We start from the raw sequence: 25528 nt of genomic DNA, 5'->3' as shown, positions 1-25528 counted from the left end.
GCCTATCCCTTTGATGTTGACGGTAAATCCCGGATTCGTTTACTTTTACGCGAGCACCAGGGAGTCGCTTTACCGCCATGACCACGACGACATTGACGCGCGCCGACCTGACCGAAGCGGTGTTCCAGGCTGTAGGCCTGTCGCGTAACGAATCGGCACAGATGGTCGAGGACATTCTCGAAGAGTTGTGCGCTGCACTTGCGCGCGGCGAAACGGTGAAGCTCTCTTCCTTCGGTACGTTTGCGGTACGTCAGAAATCGCAGCGCATGGGCCGCAACCCCAAGACCGGCGACGAAGTTCCGATCGCACCGCGGCGTGTGTTGGTGTTCCGTCCGAGCCATGTGCTCAAGGCCGTCATCAACGGACAGACACCCGATCCTGAGTTGGGCGAGGGCGATTGATGTCGTATGCGGCAGTAGCTCAGTTTCCTTCGCGCGTAAAATCACCGGAAGCGTTTCGAACGATCAGTGAAGTAGCGAGCGAGTTGGATGTTCCGCAGCATGTGTTGCGGTTCTGGGAAAGCCGTTTCACGCAGGTGAAGCCGACCAAGCGTGCCGGCGGACGTCGTTATTATCGGCCCGAAGATGTCGATCTTCTGCGCGGCATCCGCACGCTGCTCTATTCCGACGGTTACACCATCAAGGGCGTACAGAAACTCTTGAAGGATCGCGGCGTGCGCTATGTTGCCGAGATCGGCCGCGAGAGCATTCAGGATGCGCCGCAGAACACCGGCGAGTCCGGACGCCGGCAGAATTCCGTGGTGCCGTTCGAGCGCCGCGGCGCCGCGCTCGACGAAGAGGCGCGCGAGAAGCTCGAGATCCTGCTCGCCGAACTGGTGCAGTTGAAAGCCCGTATGCGCACCGCGCCGCGGCTGTACTGACCGGATCCACACGCGAAGCTTCAGACAACCTGTCTCACGTTCACGCCAGAGGTGTGTCATCCGCGACGACGGCGATTGGACGTATCCGAATGGCGACACCACATGATCCAGAAGATCGTGGCCATGAGGCTGGAGTTGTCGGAAAAAAGATCCAGCCGACTGGTTTCGCCTCCAGACCGTTCTCGCCGTGGGTCAAGCCTATGGCCGTGGGGTGGCGGCGAGGACGATCCGATTACGCCCTGATCGGTCGGGAAAACCGGCAAATTCACAGGAATTGCCGCACCTTGGGCGGTTGCCCTTCCGGGGATGGCCAACTATAGTCCGCCGCCCTTGGGGAGAGCCCCAGGGATTTCCCCCTCGGAGGCCGTTCGCGGCCACCGAACTCGACCGGCAGACCAAACTGCCTGCGGCCCCTCGGGACCGCGAACAAGTCGGAGCGTGGCGCAGTCTGGTTAGCGCACCAGTCTGGGGGACTGGGGGTCGAGAGTTCAAATCTCTCCGCTCCGACCATTAAATTCAATGACTTAGATGTAATTCCAAGGCGGCGTGGGGGCGAATTAGCTACCACCAAGTAACCACAGTCTTTCTGTGGTCTTTTACTATCGCCAAAACAGCGGCGGCATGACGCGGCATCGCGTCTGGTGTTCACATTGAAGCTTCGCGTTAACGCGGTAATCGCCGGTCAGTTTTGATTCTGGTGGTAACTTTATGGTTGGGGCGGCCTGAACCACCGCGCGCCGCGCGAGCGGCCGCCATCAGGAAATCCGAAATCTCTGCTGTCACTTGTCCCAGTTCGCGCGGCGCCTCGATAAGGTCCGCAGCAAAGGCGCCCCACAGGCGTTTGGCGGGGTCTTGGGCAAAGGCGAGTGTCAGCGCATCGGGGATTTTGGTCGTGAGTTGTGTTTGGCGACGGGCAAACGTCGCGGCGAAAGCACGGGCAAGTCTTTGCTCATCAAAAGCGAAGGCTGTTGGCGCGACCGAGAGCAACCATTGCCTGGAATTTCTCGGCAACAACGGTCTCGGGTGCGTAAGCGCCAAGTTTGGGGCGAGGCAAGTCGAGTAGCGTCGGATAATCGATTGTTTCCAGTCCCCGGTTCGACCGAATCGCCGAATGCGATGTCGATAGTGAGGGGAGATTCTTGCGCCGGATAGTGATGCGGTTGCGCGCAGCCGAACCCCGCCATAGTCGAGTTCTTCCCGAATTTTGGTGGCTGTGAGGGAGGCTTGGTCGAACGCGACGCCATCGTCGGCATCAATCGCCATGATGGTGTGGAATATTCCGATGATGCGCTGTTCGCTGGAATCCCCGAAGGCCAGCGCCAACGCTGAGCATAGCGGCGCACCGCGTCATAGCTGCGGCAGCGGCTGCGTCTCACGCTCGTAGTGGAACTCGGTCGCTTCCGAACGGATAACCTTGCGCACCACCTTGCGCGACAGGTTCAGTTCCCGGCAGATCGCTTTGATCGACTTGCCTTGCACAAAATACGCGCGGCGGACCTTCGCGACCGTCTCCACGACCAGCATCCCTACCTCGGCTCCCAGTTCCGTGGGAGCCAACGCCGAACCTCCGTTCCCGGGGTCCCTTTTGGATGCCGATCACCCCAAAAACGGGGTCCTTATTCCACGCCGAAACACACCCTCGTGCATCTCGCGCATTTTTGGTTGGTCAAAGCGCTGCTCCTCATAACAAATTGATAGATTACCAAGGTCGGCGCGGCACTCTGTGTTTGGGCAATTCATCAAGTGCGTTACGCACCTTCTCAAGGTCTTGTTTGAGCTTTTCTGTCATATCGAGTGCTGCCGGCAAATTACGAATGACGTGAGGTGTCAAGAAAATTAGCAGCTCTGTGCGCCCTCGGACGTTTGACTTGGTGCTGAATGCCGCACCAAGAACCGGAATATCCTTGAGAAATGGAATGCCACTATCGCCATTCGTCTGACTATTCTGAATTAATCCCCCAAGAGCAATTGTCGCCCCGTCGTTAACGGCTACGGTCGAATGAATGCGCCTTTGTTGAATCGTGGGAGAATCAATATTCGACGTCGTTGTTTGCGTTGACGTGCTAACTTCCTGCGAGACGTCCAGGTAGACAATGCCGCTATTGCCGATGCGAGGAGTTACAGAAAGAATCACGCCTGTGTCGCGTTGTTCTACACTCGAAACAATCGGTGACCCACTCGTTGTGGTCGAGACGGCCGTCTGAGTGACAATTGGAATTTGGTCACCAACTTCAATCGTAGCTGCTTTATTGTCCAACGTAAGGATCTTGGGCGACGAGATCACCGTGACGTCGGTAAGACTGCCAAGAGTGCTCAGGGCTGCTTGCAGGTTCGTGGCTGAATATGTGATACCAAGACCTGGAAAATGGGTCGCCACTGCGCCATTCGGGCTCATTGTATAAGTTTCTTTGGCGTTCTTGAAATACCACTCGACGCCATATTTCAGGGTGTCGTTGAGCGTGACCTCAACGATCGTTGCCTCGACCATCACCTGGCTCGGCGGTACGTCCATCTGCCTGACAACATCTTCAATGGCAGCGTAACCGGCGGCATCCGCTCTTATGATCAGAGCATTATTTGCTTCGTCGGTTACGATTTGTGGCATGTTTGCGCCCCCTGAATTGCCATATTGCGAGGGCATCAGCTGGATTGAGGGCGTTTGGACTTGGGTTGCTGCAGTTGAACTGCCGGTAGGCACGCTCATAGTACTTGTCTTCGGAGTAAGTCCGGCCGGATGGGGCAATCCGCCGAACTGGGCCGATTGGTCGGACCCGCTGGACATATTGCCTCCAAAGATACGGCCGAGAATCTCCGCGATATCATGCGCTCGGGAGTTTTGTAGACGATAAAAATAGAGCTTCCTGTCGGGTGTAACCGGGGCGACATCGAGCCGGGCGACCCACCGCTGTACCTCCTTCAGATAGTTGCGTCTGGATGTAATAACTAACAAGCTATTGATTCGCTGCATTGGGATTAGCCGAACTAGGCCGGCAATTGGACTATTTGCTTCACCGAATATCTTGTCTAGCTCGCTTGCGAGGGTTTCGACGTTTGAGTGAGCTGGTTGGATGAGGGCAAACGACATGCCCTTGAGATAATTGACGTCAAACCGCGCGATCGTTTCCCGAATTGCCGCGCGATCGGGCTCGCTGCCAGATAAGAATATCAGATTGCGTTTGGCGTCGATCTGGGCAATGGCACCCTCAGGTACGAGTGGATTAATGATCCGCTGCATTTCCTCTGCGGAGACGTATTCTAGGGAGATCACCTCAATGCCGTAGCCAGCATTCTGGCGGTCGTTAGCTCCGTAAGTTATTTGGGCGCGACGCTGTACGCTTTCGGCTGGAACGATGTTGTAGATGTCATCAATGAGATTGATGGCATACCCGGAGATTTTGAGGGCGGTTTCAAGGGCCTGTAGAACCGCCTCTTTGGCGATCGGTCGTCCGGTCTTCAATGTAATGTGCCCGGTTACCCTGGGGTCTATCGTGTAAGAGCACTGTAGGATTTCGCCAAAGATGGCCCGCACAACGTCTTTGATGTCGGCATCCGTAAAATCCAAAGTCACATCGCCACTTCGCGATGACGCTATTTTGGCGCTGGGCGGTTTGACAAACGTTCCGGAGCCTTCGAAGACTTGCATATTCGGCAGTGGCGGCAAGAGGTCCTCTTCAGTCTTTGCCGGTATACCGTCGACGGGTTTGGCGGACCGCAAATCTGAGACTTGCTGTTGCGCTCCTATAGGATGTGGAGCCTTGTCGGACGTCGCTTGAGCGGAGGCAGATAAAATCGTTGTAGGTCCGAGAAGCGTAAGGAGCAATGCAAGGCGGCCTACGCTGTCCAGCCACACCGCTTGTTTCCCGCTTGTACACGTCATTTGGACTCTCTCTTCCCACCGATATTTGTCGATTGTTTTTGCGCGTCTGCATTAGGCGCAGGTGCTGCTAAGCTGGCACCAGAAATCTTAGGGACAGCCAATACGTCTGATCGGCCGCCATAGGTAAGAGACACACCCTCTGATGTAATGGCGCCAACAGCTCGCCCATCAAGTAAATCCCCCACCTTCACAGTGGAGCTGGTCTTCGACTGGCTCCGTTCAATGATGGCAATAGTCGTCGCTCTGGTAATAATGATACCGGCAAGACGGTACGAATCTAGACCTGGAAGAGCTGTCTGTGCCTCAGGAGGTGGATCCTTTTTGCGATCACTATTGAAAAGAGGGCGCTCAATAACGGCGGCGAGGTCTGCTTCTGAAACATTGCGAGGAGATTCCGGAAAGGGAGTGTTCACAATGGGTATGGGACGGTCGCGCCACAAGGTTAGCCGCGTTGGCGATGGGACCACCACAGCAACCAGCATGAGGGTGCCCACCATCGCCAATCCGGTGGGCCCCGCCGCTCCGCTCAGAATTTCTCGAAAGTCCGCCATTAGGGATGCTCGAATTCTGCGACAGTTAAGTTGATGGTAAGCACGTTAATTGACCGCCGCGCTTGGGTGGGCAAAGGATCATCGTGTTGAATTTCGAGTGCGCGAATGACAAATAATGGGCGGCGGCCGCGTAGAATGAGAAGGATATGTGCGAGTTGCTGAGTATCGGCAGTAAATACGATATGTTCGTCGATTTCTGTGGCGCCAAACGCATTCTGGCGTGCCACGGTATCGCTTTGAACCTTTCCTCCATTGGTTTTCACGACTGCAGACAAGGGGCCATCGGGGGTGGTTGAGGATTTAGCAATGAAAAGCGCTTGCCAGTCAGGCGAAGATCTCAACTCTAGAAGTTTTTTGTGCTGGGCAGGCGCCAAGGCGAGTAAAGCGCGCTGGCGTGTGAGCTCCCGCACCAATAGCGATGCTTCGATATGCCGGTCGATCTGTGCCGACACAAATACCCACAACCCAGCAATCAGTGCGAATCCCGGCACGAGCGCTAAGGCCAGAGCGAGGGCTTTTTGGTGCATTGTGGACAGGGTGCATTCGAATCGCATTGTGTTAGTGGTCCCCCGATATCCCGGGCTTCAGTTTTGCGGTCAGCGAAAAACGGTCTGCAAGTGGCGCCATGGTTGTTGAGCGGACGTCGATCAGAACTGGCGAACGGGTGATCAGTGTTCGTACATCCACCAGCGTTGTGGAGCGACCCTCGATTATGACGTCTTGACCGCGGACTTGGAGTCTCGAAACGGAGATAGAGTCCGGAAGTCTCTTTGTCAGATCCAACAAGAGGTCAAATGCCGCAGCACGGTCTGCCGAGACCGCCTGTGCCGGCAGCTGATAGTGGCTGAGTTCGCTTCTTTCAGCCTGTGCTCGCTCAACCAGCGGTCTGACCGACGCGATCTGAGCGTGAAGTTCTGCGATTTCCAATGTCCGCAAGTTGGGGCTCAGAATCATGGCCGCGGCGATAAAGGAAGCGCCAAAGGCGCTTATCATTGCGCGGCGTTGGGTGTGTTTAGTCCAGGGCAGGCCAACGGGGGCAAAGCTTGCTGGGCAATCTGCCACCCGGAATATACGTGGAGTTAGGCCTAGCGCGCGAACCGAACTCTCAATATCCGTAAGTTGGCGCTTGGGTAATATTGCTATTTCTACGGCAATGTTACCTTCACGAGGCGATCCAGTTTGAGAGATACTGCTTTCGTCAGCTAGGATCCAATAAAAGAACTGAACGTCGTCGCCTCGAAAGGGCGAGAGACGGTCAAGTTGGAGTCGTATTACCTGCTGTAGCTTAGCTGCGGCAGCGTGGGGAAAATTCTGGCGCCTAAACAGGAGGTTTTTCTGCGGAATGACTACGTTGATACCTCGACGCAGGCTATCTGGCGCTCTTCGGCTGAGTTCTTCGCGGAGCTCCAAGGGTGGAACGCGCTGATCCAGCGCTATGGTGGTACCCTCAGGACATTCAAGTGACCATCCATTGCCAGTTACAATCAAGCTAAACCGGGTGGAACGTGCGCGTAGTCGCTCATTCCAGGCCTTTGGTAATAGTTCGAGAACTTCGCAGCCCCACCACCCGATGAACCTCCATAGGGCATCCTTTGCTGAGGCAATGGTCACCGGCGCACTGAGGTCGATCTTGATCGTTATATCTTTCGACATGCCATAGTCACCGGATCGGGCCTGCAAGAGGCACTTTCGACAATTGGAAGGTGCACGATCAGTGTTGGAAACACTCTAGGGTCACCACTCTCGATGCGAACCGCGTCAGGAAGCCGGTTGCGATCGCGCCAATGGGAAAGCCACGTCTGAGTTTGGCTCGACGCATCGAGATACGACATGTGCAGCAAGTCGACGTCCGTGGCGAGTATGGCGTGTTTGGCGTGTTGCGGATCGGCTATGGATCGCAGATCGAGCGCAAGCGCCGTGCCCCGACGTGTCTTGAGAATGCGGAGAACCACGTGAGCCGTCCCTCCGTCTTGGAAGGCTTGAGGTGGTGCGCCATCGAAGCGAATTTCAGTTGTTTCTCCAGTGAATGTAACGACATTGCCCTTTAGCCGCGGTAAGGCGTGCGCAAGAAGACTGCGCAATATAGATTGATTGATCACCAGCTGATCTTGTTTGCCAAAACTGGACACCGCACGAGACCAAACTTGGCAACCAAAATGAAGGCCACTTTCGCAGGCCAAAGCTAGGAGGCCAAGTAGCAGCATGACGACCACCAACTCGACCAGAGTATAGCCATCTGAGAGAGTGAGGCGGGACATTATGGCGCCGTCCTTCCAAGGTGCCTTGTGACGATTGTGATTGAGCGGTGGTGGTGGCCATCGTTCCAGCCCACGGTTAGCTCCACCTCCTGCAGGACGAGGTGGCTCCATATTTCTCGACTGGATGCATCTCGAGTGATGATTGTCCAAGACAGGTCTTTCTCATAACCACGGTCGTGCGCAGGCAGCGGAGCGGAAGTGATCGCCAGGACCTCCAGCTTCGATTGGGTAAAAAGTAAGGCCCGATTGTGCGCGGCAACGCGGTCAGTTGCGTTGAGAACGTCGGCGCCCGCTCCATAGAGCGCTACCAGGGAGACAGCCAGGATTGACATCGCAGCAAGCGCCTCGATGATGGTGTAGCCGTCTTCCCCTTTCATGGTTCACTGCTCGTAATGGTGCCTGAGAGCCAAGCGACAGTGATGGTTTTCTCGCGCCCTTTACGTTGAATGGTGATCTTCCCGCCGGTTGTCGTCCCATCGGCAAACCAGCGAATTGGCTGTTCAATAGTGACCACAACGCTATCTGAGGGTGAACCTTCAATAATGGCGCCGAGATCTGTGACGGTGTGGACAACAAGGGTGCGCTGCTGTGCAACTGCAGTGGACTGACACTTGCGCAAGCTGGCCTCGACCGATAGCACATCCGCGCGAAATTTCGCGGATTCAATTATGGTAGAGGTTGCAGGTGCTGCGAAGGCGGTGACCAAACTCATGATCCCGATGACAACGAGGAGCTCAACTAGGGTGTAGCCGGAATCTCTACTCCACCATTCCATTGCTCGTCACCGTGCGACATCGTTGAGAGCGAGAATGCCGCCAACAATGCCCGCCATAAGGAGGGCTACAACGCCACCCATGAGTAAGGTCGCCAATGGACTGACGAGCGTGATTAATCGATTTAGTCGTGTCTGAGCGTGGTGTTCTAGCAGTTCTGCGGCTTCACGCATCATGTCCGCGAGACGACCTGTCTCCTCACCAACTGCAGAGAATTCTGCCACTACGGGGGGCAACGATGGTGCCTTTGAATGCAACGCTCGCGACAACCGGACGCCTTCGCGCACGGCGGTTCTTACCTCGGCAATTTCTTTCTTGAGCCACAGGTTTCCAATGCCATCGCGAACGGGTCCCAACGCCTTTTCGAGTGGGAGGCCACCATCAAGGATAATTTGGAGGTTACGGCAAAACAAAGCTCCTTCGATCGCACGCGGAACTCCAAGAGCCCACTTCGATGTGAGTAAGCGCATGTCCACGGTGAGGCGGTATCGCGGCGTCCGCAACAGCCGGAACATCCAAATCGCCGCAGCGATTAGCATCCCGAACAACCACCATCCATAAAAATCAAAGAACGATTTCAGCCTCAGAAGCACCTGCGTGGCAATTGGCATTGCTGCTGCCGATTGCTCAAACAATGGAGCCAAGCGGGGCAGAACTGTATGGAACATGACCCAGAGGACAACAGCGATGGAAAATACTAAGATGCATGGATAGGCGAGGTCAGAGATAAGACGCGACTTCAGTGCCTTCAGTTTCTTTAGCCCTTCAGCGACGCGCGACGCAATTTCAGCCAGTTTACCGCTAGCCTCTCCAGCGGCTAGCAATCCGGCGATGTGGGATGGCGCCTCCGGAATACTGGTGGCAAATGCTTGCGATACGGGTTCGCCACCTCGCACCTGTTCAAGGATTTGCTGTATTCGGGGCGACGCATTCGCACCCAAAGTCAGAGCCTTGAGTGTTGTAAGGGCGCGCTCTGGAGGTAGACCCGCTTTTAGGAGTACCGCAAATTCTTGCAGAAAGCCGACGTAATCAAAGCTGCGCCGACCAAAAATATATCTCCACCCAGGTCTGAGGGAGGTGGATGTATGCGCGTGGCGTATATCGAAGGGCGTGAGCCCAGACGCAATCAATTGGTCGAGCGCCTTTGCTCGATCGGGGGCATCTAGCGTGCCACGAACCGTGCCGCCCGATTTATCGATAGCCTCGAAGGCAATGCGCGACACGTTACCACCCCCCACCTCACACTTGTGGCCCCTATCTGCATTCAATTCTAGTGTCCATAATTTATCTATTCAATTCCGCCGTGTCCATTTGAGCACCTGGAGCGGCGGTTTTTCGCAGGGGCCAATTGAACGTGGGCATCGGTGAAATACTGACAAAACTCGACCGATCGTCTGTGCGTCTCGGAACGGGCTCGTCCAGTCGCGGATTTGCACTCCTCATCGTAATGGTAGTGCTGTTGGCTTTGTCTTTGATCTTCGGTGCCATGCTCCAGACTACCCGGCAATCCACAGATGAGGTGAGGGCCAGAGCGGTGCGACTTCAGCTCGCCGCTGCATTGGATGGTGCGCTTGCCTCGACAGCTTACCAACTGTCCCGGGAGTTCCAGTCGGTGCAGTTCGGTCGCCCGATGACCATTCGGGTCGGAAATACTGTTGTGACTGTGATTGTGCGGCCGGAATTGTCGAAATTGGATATTAATTACGGTTCGCCTGAGAGTATTCGAAAGCTGTTGGAAGCGGCGGGAATTTCGCTGAAGCGTTCAACCGAGATCGCTAATGGCATCATCGCATGGAGAAACGGAGAGGGAGCGAGATCCGCGCTCGCTTCCGCCCAAGCAGATGCAACTCCCGCACGTCCTTTCGAGACCCTTGCAGATCTTGCTCTCGTTAGCAGCATCGGCCCGGATCTGCCGAATTGCCTGGACGCCGATATCACGGTGTACACGCGGTCGGGTAGGATCGATGCGGCCACCGCCTCGCCGCGGTTGCGGCAAGCGATTTACGGCCACCAGCCAATTGTTTCATCATCATACTACAGTGTTGTTGGTGGGGAGGCTGCTCGTCCTGACCTCTACGAGATAACAGAAACTGCAAAGTCTGCGGACGGAAGTGTTGTTTCTCGAAGGCAAGTTGTGATTCGAGTTGCAGGAGGCAGCGATAGACCCTTTATGGTTGTCGCTGATGCCTCGCCAAGGTCGGCTCCCGAGGAAGCTTCGCGTGCTTGTCAGCGATTGGCCGAACATGGGCAATAGTTCAGCAATGCCGTCGTTGGAAATAGGCATGGTCGTCGTGACTGTTGCGTTGGTGATTGGTAGCTTTCTGGGCACTCTCGTTATCCGATTGCCAGAAGGTCGATCCATTGTGTTCGGCCGTTCGCAGTGCGATGGATGCGGGAAGTCTCTTGGTCCCATGCAACTCATTCCAGTATTGAGCTGGCTATTTCAGGCAGGCCGCTGTTCGTCTTGTGGCGCTTCGATCTCAACCCTATACCTCGCCATGGAACTCGGCGCCGCAGCGATTGCCTTATGGGCGTTTGTGTCCGTTCCAATTTCCATATTCGTCCCAACACAAGTGCTGGGGTGGCTCCTATTTGCACTGGCGATAATGGATTGGCGTAGTATGTTTTTGAGTGATCTATTGATCATACCTCTTGCATTGCTTGGGCTTGTGGTTAGCTGGTTGCTCAGTCCGCCCGCCCTTCTTGATCACGTTTTTGGATTGTGCGGGGGAGGGATGTTCCTCTATAGCATTGGTTCCGCATATCACTTCCTGCGCCAGCGTGACGGCCTCGGCTTGGGTGATGTCAAACTGTTTGGAGCGGCCGGAGCATGGCTCGGCTATTCTGGGCTACCCACCGTGCTGCTTTGGGCTACAGCAACTGCGCTCTTGGCCGTGTTCTTCCACAGGGCGGTGGGTGCTAAGATCACGTGGAGCTCGCGGATTGCATTCGGCAGCTTTCTTTGTTTGGGAACTTGGCTCGTCTGGCTATATGGTCCGCTGACTTGGTAAAAAGGGGGGGGCGTGTCCACAGTTTCGGACGGTATGGATCAATGCGTAGGAGCGGCGTCAGGTGCTTCGCTCCTGAAAGCGCTTGTCGATGCAGAGGTGCTGAGCGTTGAGTTGGCCGAGCGGGTTGAACGAGCAATCGCCCATGCAGGGGCGAGTGTAGTCGATGTTATAGTTCGTCTTGGCCTCTGTGATGAGAGAAGCCTAGCGTCTGCCCTCTCGACTCTATCCGGCTTTCCGCTAGCAATGGTCGAGGAATTTCCAAGTGAGCCGATCCATCCAGACACTCTGAGTATACCATTTTTGCGGGAAGCACGAGTGTTGCCGATTGCCCAAAGTGATAATGGCGTCGTTGTCGCTGTTGCCGATCCATACGATGATTACACTAAGCACTCCTTGACGTTGCTATTTGATAAACCCGTTGAGCTTCGTATCGCTCCAGCAAGTCAGATCGAAGATGGGATTATGCGCCTTTATTCGACGGCTCTCGGTCAATCGGCGTGTGAGGTACTAGAAATCGCTTCTTGCGATCTTGTCGATTCTGACCTGGATCGGCTCCGTGAGAGCGCGGGAGAAGCCCCAATCATCCGCTTTGTTGATCGCCTGATCGCGAAGGCGGTAGACGCGGGGGCCTCGGACATTCATTTCGAGCCCTTTGAACGACAATTACGCGTTCGCCTTCGCGTCGACGGCATCCTGACGAATGATGAACCGGCACCGGTTGCGTCTATGGCTGCCATCGTTTCACGCATCAAGATTATGGCGCATCTTGATATCGCCGAACGCCGTTTGCCTCAGGATGGCGCGATGAAAGTGAACGTGCGCGGCCGGGATGTAGATTTCCGCGTCGCGACTACTCCCGTCGTCTATGGCGAGGAAGTTGTTATCCGCATCCTGGACCAATCGTCTGTTCGCCTCAATCTTGTAGAGCTTGGCTTTGCTCCGGATCTCCTAGTTCGGCTCAAGGCTATTCTGAACCGGCCAAATGGTATTCTCCTTGTGACTGGCCCGACGGGTTCCGGCAAATCAACCACGCTATATGCGGCGCTCGACTATCTCAATCGCGCGGATCGCAAGATCATCACGGTAGAAGATCCTGTTGAATATAAGATCGAAGGCCTCAATCAGATTCAGGTCAAGCCGGAGATCGGCCTCGATTTTGCGCGAAGTCTCCGCTCTATTCTTCGGCATGACCCCGACGTCATTATGGTTGGTGAAATTCGCGATGCTGAGACCGCGCGAATTGCTATTCAGGCGGCGCTGACCGGACATATTGTTCTCTCAACGCTTCATACGAACGACGCAGCATCCGCAGTGACCCGTTTGCTCGATATGGGCATAGAGGACTACCTCATCACCTCAACACTCTCTGGTGTTCTGGCGCAGCGGCTGGTACGCACGTTATGCGCCCAATGTCGCAAATCTCAGATATTGCCAAATGCGCTCCTTCTCCGTGGAGTGGCGCCCGAAACGACAGTGCTGACCTCCTGTGGTTGTCCAGCTTGCCGTGATACAGGATTTAAAGGGCGCACTGTGATCGCGGAGTTAATGGAACTGACTCCAACTATTAGGTCGAAGGTTTTGGCGAATACGGACGCCGCGCAGCTCAGGCATGCAGCCGCCGCAGAAGACGCGATGACGTTGTTCGAGAGCGGCCTAAGGGCCGTGCTCGACGGTGTCACAAGCTACGATGAAATATTGCGTGTGGCGCAGGATATGGAGGGCGCAGGATGAGATGGCTCGGTGCCGAAGTTCTGACCAGCGTGCGAAAAAACGGCGGCTACACGCTACTAGAGCTGATTATTGTTATACTAATTCTTGCCCTCATCATTTCGATTGCAGCGCCCAAAGTGGTCGGATATTTAGGGCGCTCGAAGATTCATGCCGCCGAGATCCAGATCGCGAATATCGGATCAGCTCTTTCGCTGTACCGCCTTGATATTGGCAAGTACCCGACTGAAGAGCAGGGTCTGAAAGTGCTGGTCGAAAAGCCTGCCGATACAAGCAGCTGGGATGGTCCCTATCTCACACGGAGGGACGGCATAATTGATCCCTGGGGCCAACCCTATCTTTACAAGATTGCGAGTTCGGACGGACACCCGATTATTATGTCGTATGGGGCCGACGGTAAGGCGGGCGGCACAGGTGAGAACTGCGATGTAACTAGCGAGCATTAGTCGCATAGGCATGTTTCATGCGTTCTGAGCACGAAATGCGCGTTGGTTGATGTGGTGCGTCAGGCGGTTGGGTCATCAACTGCTCATGGCTGTCAGGCATAATTAAGCGAGTGGAGAAATCTAGCGGCTGGAGACACCAAATTTTACCAATGAGTCGATCCGCTGAAGCTGGACGCCTATAGCCTTTTGGATGTGTTTCATTGCTCAAATCTGATTAGGACGAGCACATCTTTTCGTTCAATAGCAATTGTTATGGCATGTCGATCCCATTCTAGGTTGGGGAGCAAAAGTAGCTCCCTCTTCCCTTTGTATTGACAAGAAGGCAAAACGAATTAACTCTGCGTAAGATAATACCAGCGGGGGCGCTTGGTGCTGAATGGGATTAGTTGCGCTGAGTACGGCAATAGTCGTCGTCGGCCTATAAACTGGCAGCTTCACTTTCTTGGCTCCAGGATCTCAACATTTCACGCACGCCAAGGCGAACACGAGCACTTGGGGCCACGACATGTTTTTGCGTGATGGGTGTGCTCAGTGTATTGAAAAACTCGGGATATGGTTAGGGGAGTCTAGAGGCCCATGCGTGATCGTCGTCTATCGAGAGTGGTTTGGTCGATCATCTCTATTATGGTCCCACTAACTCGCAGTCAGCGGTTGTAGCCCTTATGGGCGCAACGGTGCTGCTTCCTTGGCACACCAAGCACTCCTCCGCCGAGCCTGGGTGGTAGAGGATCTGCGTGAGATAGGCGAGTTGTTTTCCTGGGGGCCAAGCGAGGGGGGGAATGTGATGGGCGAGCACTTTACTTCTGCAGAAATATCAAGTGCGACTTATCTACGTGACACTTCCGACCGTAACACACAGCGCTTCTTTTCAATTGCGCCGGTTACGATCAGGTCAGCAGTGCGGAAGTGGAAGCCCTGGTGGTGCCCGACTAGGGGCACCTCCTTCGCGTGGGTGTTGTGCTTTTTCGGGATCGCCACCCCGTCATGGGGAGATGCTTATTCATACGATGCATTGGGACGCCTTACGTCCGTCGATTACGAAAACGGAATGACTGCCATCTACCAGTATGACCTCGCAGGCAATCGGGTCCGTGTAGTGGAGTTTGATCCACTAAGATACATTGCATCGTATTCGGACCTGATCCAGGCATTCGGGGCTGATGTGGAATGGGGAAAGCGACACTATGTCAATAACGGTATCGCCGAAGGTCGAAATCCAACGCTGTTTGATCCACTCGCCTATATTGCGTCATATGGCGACCTAATCGAAGCGTTTGGCGATAATGCTGTTTGGGGAGAAACCCATTTCATCAGGAACGGCTATTCAGAGGGGCGCCGAACGACTTTCGATTCGGTGGCTTATCTCCTCAACAATCCAGATCTCGGTGCCGCCGGTTTCTCTGCAAGCCTCTCTGCTAGACACTATATAAGAAATGGCTATTCGGAACACCGAACAACGAATGGCACTTTTGGAAGTGAGCAGACCAATCACAGCCTCACCCTTGGTGGGGCGGTGACGGACACCATCGGCGCCGCGGGCGACAAGGATTGGTTTTCTATCGGCGTAACTCAAGGCCAGACATATAGTTTTAGGGTCTCTGGCAGCGATGGCGGGGGGGGCACGCTAACGGACCCTTTCCTGGCGATCCACAACGCACAGGGGGTTATGCTGACTTACAACGATAACGGCTCCAACCATGATAGCACGATCACCTTTACGGCGATCGAGACGGGCACAATCTACTTGGTGGTTTCGGCGAGCGGGAACGGCACCGGGACTTACTTGCTATCTGTCAAAGCGGGTTGACCTGCTTCCAAGGCTAGCAATCTGTAAGAACGGGAACATGCTTCCGGGGAAGGCGACAGGTTTGCTGTATCGCAAAGTTGAGGGGCAGATGAGTGCGGGATTTGGATGCAGGTTGGCTGTTTGCGAACAGATGAATTCGGCCGAATATGCAAAGCGTCGGCGCGAGTTATCAGCGCCCACTGGGCGACTTCAGCCGTGTATGAGACATTTGATAATAGGCGTCCTGTGTGTTGCCGCTTTGCTGATCCTTGGTGCACCGTCTGTGGCACAGACTACACCTATGCCAGCAATGAAAATCATGACGGCCCCTCTGGTCTCATTAGCCGAAGCCCAAGCTTATTATGGCACCGATACGACACATACTTGGACGTTCGCGAATGATACCGATGCGGTTAAAGCCGCACTTAACGCGCCAGCGCCCGAAATCGTCGAGACCGCGCGTGCACTCAAGAATAGTCCAGATTTGATTTTCGAATTTGTACATAACCAAATTGAAGTAGAATTTGCCTTTGGCTTGCGAAAAGGTGCGTTAGGCACGCTCATCAACAAGTCCGGCACACCCTTTGATCAGAATGCGCTGTTTGTGGCTCTTGTTCGACAGGCCGGGTTCGAAGCGCAGTACATTATCGGAGAGGCGCAGTTCACCGCCGCCGAGTTCACGAGATGGACTGGTGTATCCGATGTCCAGGCTGCATGTCGGCTTCTCGCTGCTGGCGGTATACCTGCCACGTTTAATGGCTCCGCTACATGGTCAGCTGACTGTTCACAGGCAGGAACTCTTGCATCTGTGACCATGTTTCATATCTGGTCAAAGGTGAAGATTGAGGGCGCGTGGTACACGTTCGACCCGAGCTTCAAGGAGCATACCAGTCCGGTTGCGAGGAATCTGATCGCTGCGTCGGGAATTGGTGCCGGAGTGGCGGCGAGCCAGGTGGCGGCATCTCAATCGGGAAATCAAGCTGGATCAAATTTCATTCGTAATGCCAATACAGAAAATTTGAATTCATACCTTAACAGTCGTGCCACACAGCTCCTATCGGACCTGACAACCAGCCAATTTAGCCAAGACACAGATACAGTGGTGGGAATTTCCAAAATCGTCCCAAGCTATGTCCCCGTTGGCGGTTGGAGAAATACGAATTTGTCCGGCCATACGGCGTTAGGTGGTCCGATAACTGGTGATATCCCCAATCAATATCGCAGCAAGCTACACGTCACAGTGGGCAATTTTGAGGGGCTGAACAACTATCCCTCGGTTCTCGACAAGGAGTTTTACGTTGACGACATCGATGGTCGGCAACTCGGCGTGCGGTCAAGTTTCGAAAAAGGAGGTTACCCAACCAACGGTGTTCCCGTAAATACCCCGTATCCTCCGCCACCTTTGTCATTGAGATTGATGTTTGATGACGTCGCGCTCCTGACGTCAGGTGATGTTCCCTTGGCCCCTGGTGGGCGAGTGACCCTTCAGGCCTCGCATCCCTATGCCGCTAATAGCGGTACTTACGGCCGTCAGTCGGCGATTTATCCGTTGGCTTCTTTTCTCACACCCTTCACTATTGTTTCGGCGTGGGGGCATATTTCTCCGGGTCTGGCATCGAAGTGGGGGCGTGAAACGGGCCTCGATCATGAACTCCCCAATTCTGCAATACCTTATGCATGTGGCGGCTACGATAGCGTTGTGGGATGGGATCAGTGTTGGGATACATCTCAACGCCCATCGGGAGACTATTCCAACCAGAAGATGACCGCCAATTGGTTGGCGCAATTATCAAAAATGATCGCTTTGCAGGCGCAACTCGGTGGCGCCAAAGCTGATCATCAGCATTCGATCGGCGTAGTGAGTGGCCAGGGGCCCGTCCGGATGTCGACCTCACCGGATGCATCCGTTCCCGGCGCTAGAAACTATTTCGACGTTCCGGAACTGTTTACAAGTCTAAACGTCACAACAGCAATCAGCATCACGTCAAAAACGAATGATGCTATCCGCCGGAACGCGATCGCACGTTCCGTAGGGCTGGCGGCCGCCACGCTCGAAGGTTCGGTGATCGAGCAGATGCAGGATCTACCAGATACGGCATCAACTGCAACGCGCTTCGCTTGGGGTAATAGACCCGATGCGGAGGATCCCTGCGCCTCACAGATCGCGAGGCGATTCTACAATTTCACGGGCTCCACGGTTTCAAGCCGCAATGGCCTTTATGTATATGAAGGCGTTCCAACCGGATGCGACGCCTTTCCTCGCATTGAAGATCCAACGACACACGAAGTACTTGCGGCAATGGCAATCAATCGGCTGGATACCGTTATCGACGGTTATCTGACTGACGGTTTTGATGTCAACGCCTCTGCGGAGGCGTTTCTGGGGCCTGGAGCTCGGTTTGGCGTTCGCGAGAACTATTGGGGAAATTATCCGTCCCTTCAGCGTGGCGGTGCGTTGGTTGCCACGCAGTATGATGCTACCGGCAATGTACTCCAGATTGCCCATGCCATTGTCGGAGAGAGCGGGCTTATGAAGGGCGGCGGCGGTATGCAGCCCGAGAACTTTTCACAATACGATCCTTCCAAAGCGGCCGATGTGCTGAAGGACCGGTTTGTTGATCATAGCACGATGCTTGGCGTTGATCTAAAAACAGGCGATGCTGGCTATACGACGCCGACACTTTTGTCGGTTGGTGGAAGTGATGCACCTTACGGATTGAAGTTGGTGGGCACTTTTAAGGCTGGTCTTAAAGCCTGCGTCGATCCATGCCTTGGACCCAAAGGCGGCGGTTGGACGCATAATTGGGATATTCGTTTCAACAATTCCGGATCTGGCCTGGAGGCCATGGGCGCTACAAGCCCGCGCGCTGCGGCAGGCACACTTGTCGCCTTTCTGATTATGCAAGACATCTATGCGCAAACCAATCGCACCAACCTTGAAAAGGATGTCTATGCAGCGCTCGCTGCGGATTGGTGGCGTCAACAAATGGTCGCGAATGTTGTAACGATCACGCGCGGCTTTAGTGGGCAGCAGTTTGTCAGGTTAGCCGACAACACGTGGATGCCGCCAGTAGGATCCCCGGCTGCCCTAACCCAGATGGGTTCGCGGACAAAGGTGCGGGACTGGTGCATTGCAGATCCGGCGAACGATGCGGCCGAGCATCGTTCAACATCGCGTCGCTGGGATCACACCAATGTTAGTTTCAGCCTGCGCAATGCAGGGGGTGATGTGCTTAATTTTGCATCGACCTTTGGAGGCTATGATACACAAAATCAGTGCAGGACTGCATATTATTACAAGCCGACTACGTGGGTATTTCCGCAGGGGCCATCACTTAGCTTCGAGTACGACGGCGTTTTGGGAGTATTGAAGGTTACAAGCAGTATCGGGCGTGAATTAGCTTTTACGCACGACGTCGCGGCTGGCGCGGCTTTGCCTTCTTTCACCACCTCAAGCGGTTCGGCCAGTGCACGATATATAGATACAATCACTGGCTCTGGGTTCCGCGATGCGGCTGGTAATTCATATACGATTGGCGGAGGTCCGGACATAGCGGAACGCTCTGCTACACAAAGACCAGTGCCGTATTCGCGGATAGGCAAGGTTTACGAACCGGTTAGCAGCACTCTGCCGGTGCTGGAGTTTACCTATGATAGTCGGGGCCTCGTAAAAGAGGCCAAAGACGCTAACGCTTGGCAACTTCAGTCTCATGGTCCCCACAAATGGTACATTGCCGAAGGCGCGCGTGGCGAACACGTTGATCCTGTTGGGGGTAGCTACACCGTATATTTCGACACAGACGGTAATGCTGTACGGCACATTGATGAGCTGGGCCGCGAAACGGCGAGTGTCTACGATGGTCGGCATCGAGTGGTGAGCCGCACCTTTCCGGAACACGACACAGACAAGTTCGGCTACGATAACTTCGACAATGTCACTTCGTTGACGAAGTACCCGAAGAGCTGCTGGCCGAATCTCGACAACTGTACTGGTCAGATTAGCATCAGCGCTGGTTACAATACGATTTGGAATAAATTGGACCACATTGTTGATGCGCTCGGAAATCGAACAGACTTCACCTACTATGATGCTGGCGTCGGGTCTTCGATGCTGCACACCGTACAGCGGCCGGCAGTCGACAACTCGCGACCGATATATAGTTTCGAGTACAACCCTCTGGGATTACTTGCGAAGGAGGTGGATCCTGTCGGTGTCACTACGATCCATGGTTATGATAGCTCTGGAAATAGAACATCAACTACTGTTGGAACAACGGCCGTCGGTTCACATCCGGCTCTGAATCTCACCAGCGCGTTTGGATACGATACCGTTGGTAATCTTGTGTACGTCGACGGCCCGCGCACAGATGTGGATGACACTTCATACTTCACATACGATGCAGTACGCCGAAGGGTATTTGAGATATCTCCCGATCCGGACGACGTTGGTCCCCATCCGCGTCCGGCGCAGAAGACGATTTACGACGCAAGGGGAAGGGTAATTGAGGTTCAACGAGGTGCGACGTCATCTGTCTCTGGCGAAGGTTTTGAGATGGATAGCAAGGTCGTCACGACATATGACCCGTCCGGGAATGCCATTGCCAAGAAGACATATGACCGGGCAGGTGTTGTGCTCGACTTCGCTCAAATGTCATACGATGCGGACAATCGTGTCGTGTGCACTGCGATCCGGATGAATAGTGGCGCGTTCGCCTCAGCTCCCGATGACGCCTGTAGCATAACGGCAGGCGCCACGCTCGAAGATCGCATCACAAGAAAGTACTACGATCCCGCAGGCCAGTTGCTACGGGAAGTTCGAGGGTTCGGTTCCTCCGTTCAGCAGACTTACGCGACAAGCACCTACACGCCGGATGGGCTTCTTGATACTGTCACGGATGCTGATGGCGGCTCTCATATTACGAAATACGTCTATGACGATTTCAACCGTCTCCATGTCACGAGCTTTGCTTTTGGCTCGTCCGAACAGCGCAATGAGCAACTCGATTACGACGCCAATGGCAAGGTGACGAGCCGCACCACGCGCGCAGGGAAGACGATTACCTACACATATGATGCGCTAAGTCGGCTGGTTGGAAAATCCGTTCCCGTAGATTCAGGCGTTTCTCCAGCCAAGACCGTGGTGTGGAACTACGATCTGGCTGGTCGCATTGTCCGGAGTTCCGATGCCACCGGAGGCGCTGATTCCAATATCATTGTCAACGAGTTTGACGCGGCTGGACGCCTGGTGTCGCTCACGAACACGATCGCCGGATTTCCATCTTCGGCAAATCCAGCAAAGACAATCGGCTATGAACTGGACGCAGCAGGTAACCGCACCAAACTGACTTGGCCGGATGGCCCCTATAACGTAGGCTATGCTTATGACGCGCTCAATCATATGTTGGGTGCGTGCGAAAACGCGGCGCCGATGATTAGCCAGTTAGCTGCCGGTACCTCTGTATCTTGTAGCAACGGCAGCGCACCATTGGCGAGTTTCGGATATGACAATCTCGCACGAGTGGTGTGGCGGCAGTATCCGGCAGGCGAAAGCGCAGACAAAGTGGCTTATTCCTGGTCACCCCAGGATGAGTTGATGACGCTTCTGCACACTATCAGCAACGGGAACTCGGTGGAGTTCATAAATCGCTACTCCCCGGCGCATCAGATCGTTACAGCTACGCTTTCTAATAATGCTTATAGGTACATGTCGAGTTGCAGCGGGGTGTCGAGCTATGATCCTGTCAATGGTCTGAACCAGTATACGCATGTCACCGCGGCTTGCGGCGGTTCCGCAGGCATCGATTATGATCCGAATGGCAATCTTACGACGGACCAAAGCTCGCATTATCAGTACGATCCGGAAAATCAACTGGTGAGGGCGACTACTGCTTCCATGACCGCAAGCTATGCCTACGATCCAAGTGGTCGACGCACTAAGAAGGTCGTGGCGGGAGGGGTGTACAGCGGGACAACTTACTTCTTGAATTCCGGCGACGACGAGATTGCCGAATACAATGGCTCAGGTGTCCTGTTAAGCCGCTATGTGCCGGGTATGAGTGTGGATCAACCGCTCGCCATGGTGACGGCTGCCGGCGTGAAGTCATTCTTTCATCAGGACAAGCTCGGCAGCGTGATCGCCATGACAAGCACAAGTGGCGCGCCGACCGAAGGCCCCTATGCGTACGATGCCTACGGCAATTGCCGGGTGGGCGGAGCGGCGTGCACTGGCGGTGTACCTTATAAGTTCACCGGACGTCGATACGATCCGGAAACCGGCCTCTATTACTATCGCGCTCGCTATTATTCCGCTGGCATCGGCCGCTTCCTACAGACCGACCCGATCGGCACTAAAGACGATCTCAACCTCTACGCCTATGTCGGTAATGATCCTACCGATAAGACCGACCCGAGTGGTCTTTCTTGTGAAGGGAATTCGCCTGGGCATTATTCATGCCACTTCGACCATTTCCAAAATGGCTACAACAAAGACGGAACACCAAATCTGCTTAGGAGAGACCAACTCTCAAAATCAGAGCTTAAGGCTGTCGAGCGTTACGAGGCGTCCTACACTCAAGCCGTAAATAGGCTAACGTCGAATCCAAATCAAAAAGTTCAAGTGGCGGTGCCGGGTGCCGATGGGGGGAAGTTCACGGTTACCGCCGGTCAGGTCGCGTCAGCCCTGATAAGCCGGTCGTTTGTTCGCGACTACACACAGGGACATGGCAACGCCGGTGCAAACACAATGCACGGCTTAACCCGCGTGTTTGACCGGGGAATCAATGTACGTGATAATTTTTCACGCATGATGGGCATTGTTCATGAGGGCATTCATAGTAGCCCGCAAGAGGCGCTGGGCCTGCGCGATCAGAATATGCTTGGGTACAAAGAGCTAAATGATGCGCATCAAAAACCTTATAATGGTGCAGCCAGTGGCCTCCTAGATGGGGAGTAATGTGATGATACAGCTAGTGTTCCGCACCATTTTATTGCTTACATGTATTTGTTTCCTCACCGAAGGGGAGGCGGCACCTCCACCACCTCCGCCACTGAGTGCTGAAATTGGGCCGCTTTATCTGAGCGCTCAGCGCACAAACTACATGAGGATTGGTCCATCAATTTTTGACGTCGGTGAATATGATGCCGATGACCTCCGTGGCGGGGCGACTGTCACCGACAATGGTTCTGGGGGCAAAGTCGCGGATTGCACAAATGAACTCTATCGTTGTGTCCAAGTTAGCTATTTGGTGTTTGCTGTTCCAAAGGGGCCGCTGACAAAGTCAGCCGCTTATGTAGTCGCCGGGGCAAGGATCACGGTGGAGAAATGTTACCGCGCAAAAGCAGGGAAATGTCTAGTTGCATTAATGAGCAGTGATTGCCGATGGAAGAAGAACGAAGCCTGTATTGAGAGGCCTGATTCCAAGAATGCAAGCCCTGGTCCGTTAGTCTATTTTTACTTCAATTGGAGGTATGGTGTTACCGCGTTCGGTCTCGGTGACAAACCGGTAGGAATTTTCCAAGCAGAGCAAATTGGGCAGTCTCTTATCTTGCAGGGTAGCAAAGGCATACTTTCTCTGCCGAGTGTGAGGAATAGTTCTTCTGGTATCCTCCACGAAGGTAGCCATTGACCAAGTTACTTGATCGGTGATCATAACTTGCTCAGCATTCTACTTTTCGCGCCCGCTTTGTCGGGCAATGCAACTCACTGATGCGCCGTTTCGCTGGTCAGCTTTTCAGTCAACGCATAACCGTTCGTATCACATTCATCGCCTCGCCCACTTGAGTAATCGCTTTGCATGTCGCACCGGCCATGCCGTTCTGGGCTGACCATTCACGGCGAGCACGTAAACGAGGCCAGCGCCTTTGACGTGCATCATATAGAGCCCGCGGCTGCCTCTTGTTGCCTTTATCAAGGTGGCGCGTCCCGACCGGATATCCATCACGATCTTCGAGAACTGTCCGACGCCGAGAACGATGCCGTACCGCTTCAGAAGCTGGCGATGAAAATGCCACTCGGCTTCGGAGATGTGCGCGCCGAGCCAACGAGGGTCGAAATCGTCTTCGGCGCTCATGGTTGCGGCTCCGAGTTTTGAGCGGACCGGAGCGCTGCGGCGGTGGCTTCTCTCAATGCGTATGCCCGAGCGTGGCCCTTGCCAGACAGTATGATGGCATAGACACGACCTTCAGCGATGAGGTGTTGCATGATCTTACGCAGATTTTGCTCCTCGGCTGCCCGATTGTATTTCTTGACTGGAATGGCCATCTGCCGCCGGAGTACATCTACGATCTGATGAATCGTCATGGGTTCGTCGGCTTTTGAGAGGATTGCGAGTACCACCGGGCTGTATTGATGGACGACGTTGATGGCTCCGGCAAAGGCCTTTGTGAATTCAATCCTCCAAATCTCATGCGGGTTCAGTTGGCTATGGGCATCCGTGGCCAACTGAACCCGCAACGATTCGCCGGGTTCGGCCAGACCAACCAAATTCGCCCAACGCCCGGTGATCTCGATAGAAACCGGCCCGTGCCCATGGGCGTTCGTTGCTTCGCCCACTGGCGTAATCACGATCCGGTCAATCAGCGCGCGGATGCTCTCTCGTGCCAGGGTGGCGTCGGCGTCGTCCCCACGCAGTGCCACGCTGAGGTCGGCGAGTTGTTTCCACATGACGGCATGGGCCGTTTCGAGATCGATTTTCGGAGGTGGCGCTTTCGGGACGCTGCGCAATTCCCTTTCAATCCGTTCGAATTCCTCGGACCTCTTGTTGATCTGCGCCATCACGAAATCCGCCACCGAGCCAGCGGCAACGCCGCTGGCGATTTTGTCAAGTAAGATCAATCGTTACTGTTCATAGGCGTGCATTTTCCTCTTCTGGGTTCAATATGGTTTTCACCTTCGGACACTCAGGGGGGGACGGGAGCCGGTATTGTGTCTTTTGGCACTTCAGAGCACAGAACGTATCTGCTAGCGAGCCGTTCTAGCCAACGTGATCACATAAGCGATGTCTTGGGAGAAGACACGTCTTCCAACGATCAAGACGCGAGCGGGCTGAAGAGAAGCGGAAGTGGGATGAAATTCACTGAGCGTGGTCCGGCGGCAAGTTGCTCCATTCAGCGGTGGTAGGGTTTTCCGCTAGTCTATAAACGGAGAAGACGATGTGGAGGGGGCAATCGCTGTAGATCACCAACTCCGGACAGGTTTGGTGCGATTCCTAGCCATCGTGCAAAGCCATATCCGGTCTCGTCATCGTCAAGCTAATGCGTGGATCGAGGGTCTGTTGTTCGGCCGGTTGGTGACACCGCGCACCGGGCTGATTGCTTCCATAGCAGCCCACGCGTTAATCGGATTTAGCATGCTGACTGCCTGGCCACATTTGGTCCACACCAATGCCATCGATGTGCCGGTCATTCCCGTTGAACTCGTCACCATCGGAGACGATACCAACTTCGCGCCCGTAACGCGTGACTGGCTGCCTTATCGCACGGCGGATGTGGCGCGGGCTCCTGCAGCGCCGGCCGTCCCGCCGGAAACCGCCCCGTCGTTCGAGATGAAGTTGTTTCCGACCAAGCCAGTGCCCCCACCCACCATCGGAACCGAAGTCAAAGGCACGACGCCAGATGCCCGCGGTCATGCGCTCACACCTACAAGCGCGCCAGCTGACGCGCGAGCGGGAGATTACAATATAATAGGGGTTGGCGATAAAACAGCCTCGATGTTGAGCGTGCTGGACGCGCTGCACAATGCCATTGCTCGATGCTGGGTGCGCTCTTCGATAAGGACACCGCAAACCGATGCTGTGATCGTATTCGAATTGCATCTGAATCGCGACGGAACAGTTGCAAAGCCCCCGCAATTAAAGAGTTCTGATGCGAGTGGCAAAGCTGAAGACCTTCGTAGCCAAACTGAAGCGCTTCGCCGCGCAATCTATACCTGCGCGCCCTACCAGCTGCCGCTCGAAAAATATGCTATTTGGCAGCATGCAATAGTAACGTTCGATACAAATAAGCTCCCACGATAGTCACCGTGCTTTGTCGACGGAAAGGCAGTTGATCGCTTCTATCGCTCGGCAGAACGTTCTCGGTGATGTAGTGTCAAAATTGGGTGGTAACCTATTCCACGCTTTCCTCCGGTGTGAAATCGCTTGCAATATTGACCCCCTGAGGGGTGATTTTCGCGTCCAAAACCGACCCCTCTGACCAATTGTGTCAGCGTCCTTCCGGCAG

The 25528-nt window shown here is 54.6% G+C and carries 21 protein-coding genes, 1 tRNA gene and 1 pseudogene; 11 read left to right on the top strand and 12 right to left on the bottom strand.

Features of this window, described 5'->3' with window-relative positions; translation table 11 throughout:
• Window positions 1–77 precede the first annotated feature (77 nt).
• The 3 genes from FHS84_RS10660 (at window position 78) to FHS84_RS10650 (ending at window position 1390) form a co-directional block, all read left to right on the top strand.
• On the top strand, window positions 78–401 hold the full coding sequence (locus FHS84_RS10660) for an integration host factor subunit alpha (RefSeq protein WP_166933961.1): 324 nt from the start codon (window positions 78–80) through the stop codon (window positions 399–401).
• Window positions 401–880 (top strand): MerR family transcriptional regulator, encoded by a 480-nt coding sequence (locus FHS84_RS10655; RefSeq protein ID WP_166933959.1) that lies wholly within the window; start codon window positions 401–403, stop codon window positions 878–880. Before FHS84_RS10660 ends, FHS84_RS10655 begins: the two co-directional genes overlap by 1 nt.
• A 432-nt stretch (window positions 881–1312) precedes the next feature.
• Window positions 1313–1390 (top strand) — tRNA-Pro (locus tag FHS84_RS10650).
• A gap of 153 nt (window positions 1391–1543) precedes the next feature.
• Here the strand turns inward: FHS84_RS10650 and FHS84_RS10645 are convergent.
• The 10 genes and pseudogenes from FHS84_RS10645 to FHS84_RS10600 all read right to left on the bottom strand — a co-directional run bounded on the left by FHS84_RS10645 (window position 1544) and on the right by FHS84_RS10600 (window position 9562).
• The gene (locus tag FHS84_RS10645) at window positions 1544–2203 is read right to left on the bottom strand and encodes a hypothetical protein (RefSeq protein ID WP_166933956.1); all 660 of its coding nucleotides are present in this window, start codon (window positions 2201–2203) and stop codon (window positions 1544–1546) included.
• Between the two features lie 27 nt (window positions 2204–2230).
• Window positions 2231–2404 (bottom strand): annotated as a pseudogene (locus FHS84_RS10640) (IS21 family transposase); the annotation flags it as partial.
• 175 nt (window positions 2405–2579) lie between these two features.
• Window positions 2580–4541 (bottom strand): type II secretion system secretin GspD, encoded by a 1962-nt coding sequence (gspD, locus tag FHS84_RS10635; protein ID WP_166933954.1) that lies wholly within the window; start codon window positions 4539–4541, stop codon window positions 2580–2582.
• Between the two features lie 212 nt (window positions 4542–4753).
• The gene (locus tag FHS84_RS10630) at window positions 4754–5308 is read right to left on the bottom strand and encodes a hypothetical protein (RefSeq protein ID WP_166933952.1); all 555 of its coding nucleotides are present in this window, start codon (window positions 5306–5308) and stop codon (window positions 4754–4756) included.
• Window positions 5308–5862 (bottom strand): type II secretion system protein GspM, encoded by a 555-nt coding sequence (gene gspM / locus FHS84_RS10625; RefSeq protein ID WP_166933950.1) that lies wholly within the window; start codon window positions 5860–5862, stop codon window positions 5308–5310. Before gspM ends, FHS84_RS10630 begins: the two co-directional genes overlap by 1 nt.
• 4 nt (window positions 5863–5866) lie before the next feature.
• Entirely contained in the window at window positions 5867–6961 is a 1095-nt protein-coding gene (locus FHS84_RS10620) for a PilN domain-containing protein (RefSeq protein ID WP_166933948.1), read from the bottom strand.
• Window positions 6946–7566: a prepilin-type N-terminal cleavage/methylation domain-containing protein gene (locus FHS84_RS10615; protein ID WP_166933946.1), complete on the bottom strand. Its 621-nt coding sequence runs from the start codon at window positions 7564–7566 to the stop codon at window positions 6946–6948. Before FHS84_RS10615 ends, FHS84_RS10620 begins: the two co-directional genes overlap by 16 nt.
• Complete coding sequence (locus FHS84_RS10610) at window positions 7566–7943, bottom strand: type IV pilus modification PilV family protein (RefSeq protein WP_166933944.1); 378 nt, start codon at window positions 7941–7943, stop codon at window positions 7566–7568. The genes FHS84_RS10615 and FHS84_RS10610 overlap by 1 nt, the downstream gene beginning before the upstream one ends.
• On the bottom strand, window positions 7940–8341 hold the full coding sequence (locus tag FHS84_RS10605) for a pilus assembly FimT family protein (protein WP_166933942.1): 402 nt from the start codon (window positions 8339–8341) through the stop codon (window positions 7940–7942). Before FHS84_RS10605 ends, FHS84_RS10610 begins: the two co-directional genes overlap by 4 nt.
• A 6-nt stretch (window positions 8342–8347) precedes the next feature.
• A complete protein-coding gene (locus FHS84_RS10600; RefSeq protein WP_166933940.1) occupies window positions 8348–9562 on the bottom strand; it encodes a type II secretion system F family protein in 1215 nt (404 codons plus the stop codon).
• 125 nt (window positions 9563–9687) lie between these two features.
• On the opposite strand from FHS84_RS10600, the gene FHS84_RS10595 reads away from it, so the two are divergent.
• The 7 genes from FHS84_RS10595 (at window position 9688) to FHS84_RS10565 (ending at window position 22935) form a co-directional block, all read left to right on the top strand.
• Entirely contained in the window at window positions 9688–10593 is a 906-nt protein-coding gene (locus tag FHS84_RS10595) for a type II secretion system protein GspK (protein ID WP_166933938.1), read from the top strand.
• Complete coding sequence (locus FHS84_RS10590) at window positions 10559–11350, top strand: prepilin peptidase (protein WP_166933936.1); 792 nt, start codon at window positions 10559–10561, stop codon at window positions 11348–11350. Before FHS84_RS10595 ends, FHS84_RS10590 begins: the two co-directional genes overlap by 35 nt.
• A 33-nt stretch (window positions 11351–11383) precedes the next feature.
• Window positions 11384–13081 (top strand): GspE/PulE family protein, encoded by a 1698-nt coding sequence (locus FHS84_RS10585; RefSeq protein ID WP_243850947.1) that lies wholly within the window; start codon window positions 11384–11386, stop codon window positions 13079–13081.
• Complete coding sequence (gene gspG / locus FHS84_RS10580) at window positions 13078–13524, top strand: type II secretion system major pseudopilin GspG (protein ID WP_166933931.1); 447 nt, start codon at window positions 13078–13080, stop codon at window positions 13522–13524. Before FHS84_RS10585 ends, gspG begins: the two co-directional genes overlap by 4 nt.
• A gap of 1048 nt (window positions 13525–14572) precedes the next feature.
• A complete protein-coding gene (locus FHS84_RS10575; protein WP_243850932.1) occupies window positions 14573–15331 on the top strand; it encodes a pre-peptidase C-terminal domain-containing protein in 759 nt (252 codons plus the stop codon).
• 280 nt (window positions 15332–15611) lie between these two features.
• Complete coding sequence (locus tag FHS84_RS10570) at window positions 15612–22262, top strand: RHS repeat-associated core domain-containing protein (protein ID WP_166933927.1); 6651 nt, start codon at window positions 15612–15614, stop codon at window positions 22260–22262.
• A gap of 16 nt (window positions 22263–22278) precedes the next feature.
• Window positions 22279–22935 (top strand): hypothetical protein, encoded by a 657-nt coding sequence (locus FHS84_RS10565; RefSeq protein WP_166933925.1) that lies wholly within the window; start codon window positions 22279–22281, stop codon window positions 22933–22935.
• Between the two features lie 135 nt (window positions 22936–23070).
• Here the strand turns inward: FHS84_RS10565 and FHS84_RS10560 are convergent, their stop codons facing one another.
• Together FHS84_RS10560 and FHS84_RS10555 are read right to left on the bottom strand one after the other, a co-directional pair.
• On the bottom strand, window positions 23071–23379 hold the full coding sequence (locus tag FHS84_RS10560) for a hypothetical protein (RefSeq protein WP_166933922.1): 309 nt from the start codon (window positions 23377–23379) through the stop codon (window positions 23071–23073).
• Window positions 23376–24143 (bottom strand): hypothetical protein, encoded by a 768-nt coding sequence (locus FHS84_RS10555; RefSeq protein ID WP_166933920.1) that lies wholly within the window; start codon window positions 24141–24143, stop codon window positions 23376–23378. Before FHS84_RS10555 ends, FHS84_RS10560 begins: the two co-directional genes overlap by 4 nt.
• 514 nt (window positions 24144–24657) lie before the next feature.
• Between FHS84_RS10555 and FHS84_RS10550 the strand changes: the two genes are divergently transcribed.
• Window positions 24658–25323, top strand: coding sequence for a hypothetical protein (locus FHS84_RS10550; protein WP_166933918.1), 666 nt, complete (start codon window positions 24658–24660; stop codon window positions 25321–25323).
• Window positions 25324–25528 lie beyond the last annotated feature (205 nt).

Source organism: Rhizomicrobium electricum (assembly GCF_011762045.1).
Classification (GTDB): domain Bacteria; phylum Pseudomonadota; class Alphaproteobacteria; order Micropepsales; family Micropepsaceae; genus Rhizomicrobium; species Rhizomicrobium electricum.
The sequence above is the reverse complement of the archived record's forward strand: the minus strand, read 5'-3'. Positions and strand labels throughout refer to the sequence as shown.

Coding starts and splice junctions, on each gene's coding strand:
- FHS84_RS10605 (WP_166933942.1), bottom strand. CDS start 8,341: ATGGAATGGTGGAGTAGAGATTCCGGCTACACCCTAGTTGAGCTCCTC.
- FHS84_RS10570 (WP_166933927.1), top strand. CDS start 15,612: ATGCCAGCAATGAAAATCATGACGGCCCCTCTGGTCTCATTAGCCGAA.
- gspM (WP_166933950.1), bottom strand. CDS start 5,862: ATGCGATTCGAATGCACCCTGTCCACAATGCACCAAAAAGCCCTCGCT.
- FHS84_RS10655 (WP_166933959.1), top strand. CDS start 401: ATGTCGTATGCGGCAGTAGCTCAGTTTCCTTCGCGCGTAAAATCACCG.
- gspG (WP_166933931.1), top strand. CDS start 13,078: ATGAGATGGCTCGGTGCCGAAGTTCTGACCAGCGTGCGAAAAAACGGC.
- FHS84_RS10630 (WP_166933952.1), bottom strand. CDS start 5,308: ATGGCGGACTTTCGAGAAATTCTGAGCGGAGCGGCGGGGCCCACCGGA.
- FHS84_RS10660 (WP_166933961.1), top strand. CDS start 78: ATGACCACGACGACATTGACGCGCGCCGACCTGACCGAAGCGGTGTTC.
- FHS84_RS10550 (WP_166933918.1), top strand. CDS start 24,658: ATGCTGACTGCCTGGCCACATTTGGTCCACACCAATGCCATCGATGTG.
- FHS84_RS10575 (WP_243850932.1), top strand. CDS start 14,573: ATGACTGCCATCTACCAGTATGACCTCGCAGGCAATCGGGTCCGTGTA.
- FHS84_RS10615 (WP_166933946.1), bottom strand. CDS start 7,566: ATGTCCCGCCTCACTCTCTCAGATGGCTATACTCTGGTCGAGTTGGTG.
- FHS84_RS10610 (WP_166933944.1), bottom strand. CDS start 7,943: ATGAAAGGGGAAGACGGCTACACCATCATCGAGGCGCTTGCTGCGATG.
- FHS84_RS10585 (WP_243850947.1), top strand. CDS start 11,384: ATGGATCAATGCGTAGGAGCGGCGTCAGGTGCTTCGCTCCTGAAAGCG.
- FHS84_RS10620 (WP_166933948.1), bottom strand. CDS start 6,961: ATGTCGAAAGATATAACGATCAAGATCGACCTCAGTGCGCCGGTGACC.
- FHS84_RS10560 (WP_166933922.1), bottom strand. CDS start 23,379: ATGAGCGCCGAAGACGATTTCGACCCTCGTTGGCTCGGCGCGCACATC.